Origin of the sequence: Acetobacter sp. AN02 (assembly GCF_029759835.1) — a bacterium.
Taxonomy (GTDB): Bacteria; Pseudomonadota; Alphaproteobacteria; order Acetobacterales; family Acetobacteraceae; genus Acetobacter.
Genome location: NZ_JAJJND010000162.1, coordinates 1 through 2,587, shown reverse-complemented (window position 1 = coordinate 2,587; position 2,587 = coordinate 1). Strand labels below are relative to the sequence as shown.

Here is a 2,587-nt window from a genome sequence, read left to right as displayed (position 1 = left end):
TTCATGGGGCGCTTACTGTTTTTCATCAGCCATAGTGTGACAGCACGGTTCTGTGCGGGACGGATCATGACAAACGGCTCCGTTGTTCCGGGGGCTGGGGTAGTGATGCGTTGAACGGTGACCATGACCCGCCCAAGGGCGTCGTGGTCAAAATCAGGGTTATCGAAAAACGGCAGGAGAGCTTGGCGAACCTGCTCGGCCTGATCTTCACGAAGTCGATCTTTCTGGGTCTTGAGACGGGTCACGTTCCGCATGTGGGAAACCTCTGTATGAGTGCCGAATAGGTCGCACACTGTGCGACTTTATGGTCGCACGTGGTGCGACCTAATGGCAAGCCATTTTTGGCAGTTTCCCAAGGGAAAGTGACGATCGACTATTCCCTAGATATAAATAAGATAAAATCTCTCTCTATGGTCTCTCTCTTTTTTCGGTGGAAAACTGCCATTTGTGCCCCACTGGGACGGCCTTCGGCCGCGCTACGCGGCTCCTGCTCCGCACTCGCTCCCAGTTTGAAGGGCAGTGATATGTGATAAATATTATTGCTTAAGAAGAAGTATTACTTTGTAACTTTTATGTATTTATAGGTGGATTCTTTTGGTAAATTTTCAAATGAAGGGCCGTATTTCAATTCGATTTTACCGTTTCCCATTTTAATAGCCTTAAAAAAGAATTTTTCTACACCGCCGCAACCTAGATTCCCGACGCAATCTTTTGACTGTTCGTATTCCATACCTAGTAAAACAACATTATTTGGTATTCTTTTAACCATCCAACCATATCCTGTAGTTGGATTTGATTTTAGCTCAAAAGAAAATGTGCTATTTATTTTTGATGATATAGTATCGTTACCTGACGCTGCAAAAGCAAAGCATGGAATAATAGAAGCAATTACAGGGATTAACTTTCTCATTTACTACCTTAATATTGTTGTGATTACAGCTAATATTTTTATCGACCTCGGCCATGACTGTTATCTCGCGCTCGAGATCGACTAAATACCTTAACCCGTTCCCGTTGAGCTTCAACTGCCTGATCTTGGAGTTTCTGGCGTAGCTGTTGGGCCAGTTTCACGCAGCTCTCGATAACCTTCTCCCGGTATTGGGTCGGAATATCCCTCAGAGCCTTCACAAGAGGCTCCAGACGGCTCTGAAGCTGTTTCAGGCTCTCTCTGTCTGCCTTGGCCTGTTTGGTTGCTGTACGGGCAACTGTGGCGCTCTGAATGGCAGGGTCATAATGCTGCTGAACGGTCTGACTGATGCGTTTTGCCACCTGCTCAGGGTCTTCCACAACACGGGTAAAAATCCCCTTCTTGAGCACCTGCGGTTCTAGATCGGCAGGGGTCAGGTTTTTGTGCTCGGGTGCGTCCCGTTCTAGCGCCCCGTAGTAGGTTTTCAGCTTGGTATGGGTGGCCTTGCTTCCCTCGATGCCGCGTTCCAGTCCGACAGGGCGTCCCACAACTCGCGCAAAGTCTGTCTGCATCTCGTTCAGGGCCTTGGCACCACCGAGGAACCGGCGGCAATTCAGGCGGCCCGTATCGGGGTCTTTTGGCACCACGTAGGCCGACAGGTGCGGCGTTTTTTCGTCCCGGTGAATGATGGCAGCGATCACGTTGTCCTTGCCGTGCCGCTCCTGAATCCAGCGCAACGCCTCGTTCAAATACGCCTCCTGGTCAGCGTTCCGGTTCTCGAACGCGCCAGGTGAGGACGTGACCAGGTATTCGATGCACTGGACGGCGTTCTTGCGGATCTTCTCAGGTAGCGCCTTCTCGAACGCGATCATGCCCTGTTTGACGTTCTGCGGCCCGATCAGGTCATTGTCTGGCGTTCTCGTGGCGTCAGCGTTTGGCGTGTCCTGCTCTCGGTAGGCGTGCTTCATGGATGCCCGGACGGACTTGGGCGACTTGAGTTTCTGAACCCGAAGAATGGCGAAGTTTGACATGGTGTTTCAGCCCCCTTTTTCAAAAGGTGGACTTACTACACAATTTGCTTGCAAATTGTCGTAAGCGGGGCGGGAGCAAGCCCCCATCCCTCGACCCTTCCCCATCAGACGCCGGGGGTAATCTTGGCCTTTTCGATCACGGCCAAGGCGTGAGCTAAAGCCACCAGATCACCATCGGCCAGCGCCATTTTCAGCAGCTCTTTTTGCACTAATGGGTCACGAGCTGCTTTCACGCTATCGAATGGCACAAGCCGCATTATGCCTTGCCACCCTGCACGACTTCCAGCTTGGTTCCCGGTTTGGGAATCAGGGCCAATTCTTCTTGCGTGGCACGGCTGCCGACCTCGGCCACATGCCGGTTCATGTAGTAGCGGACGAGACCCGGCCCCCGCATACCAGCCACCTTTTCGCGCTCAGAGAAAATCGCGCCGAACTTCACAAGTTCATTCATGATGGCCGTAACTTCGTTGACCCTAATTCCGGCCTTTTCTGCGATTTCTTCGCGGGTCAGCATGATCTGTCCGGTGTGCGGGAACAGGTGGTCGAATAGGAGCGTCCAGACGTCCACGGCCTTCATGGGGCGCTTACTGTTTTTCATCAGCCATAGTGTGACAGCACGGTTCTGTGCGGGACGGATCATGACAAACGG

4 protein-coding genes and 1 pseudogene are annotated in these 2,587 nt (G+C 52.0%); all 5 read right to left on the bottom strand.

Annotation, left to right across the window (positions count from 1 at the left end):
• Positions 1–254 (bottom strand): annotated as a pseudogene (locus LOC54_RS12045) (hypothetical protein); the annotation flags it as partial.
• A gap of 302 nt (positions 255–556) precedes the next feature.
• Positions 557–910, bottom strand: coding sequence for a protease inhibitor I42 family protein (locus tag LOC54_RS12040; RefSeq protein ID WP_279314026.1), 354 nt, complete (start codon positions 908–910; stop codon positions 557–559).
• A 38-nt stretch (positions 911–948) separates the two neighbouring features.
• Positions 949–1,938, bottom strand: a complete 990-nt coding sequence (gene mobV, locus LOC54_RS12035; RefSeq protein WP_279314025.1) for a MobV family relaxase — start codon at positions 1,936–1,938, stop codon at positions 949–951.
• A gap of 104 nt (positions 1,939–2,042) precedes the next feature.
• Entirely contained in the window at positions 2,043–2,186 is a 144-nt protein-coding gene (locus tag LOC54_RS12030) for a hypothetical protein (RefSeq protein ID WP_279314027.1), read from the bottom strand.
• A gap of 8 nt (positions 2,187–2,194) precedes the next feature.
• Positions 2,195–2,587, bottom strand: a 393-nt coding sequence (locus tag LOC54_RS12025) for a hypothetical protein (RefSeq protein WP_279314024.1), incomplete at its 5' end; no start/stop codon positions are given.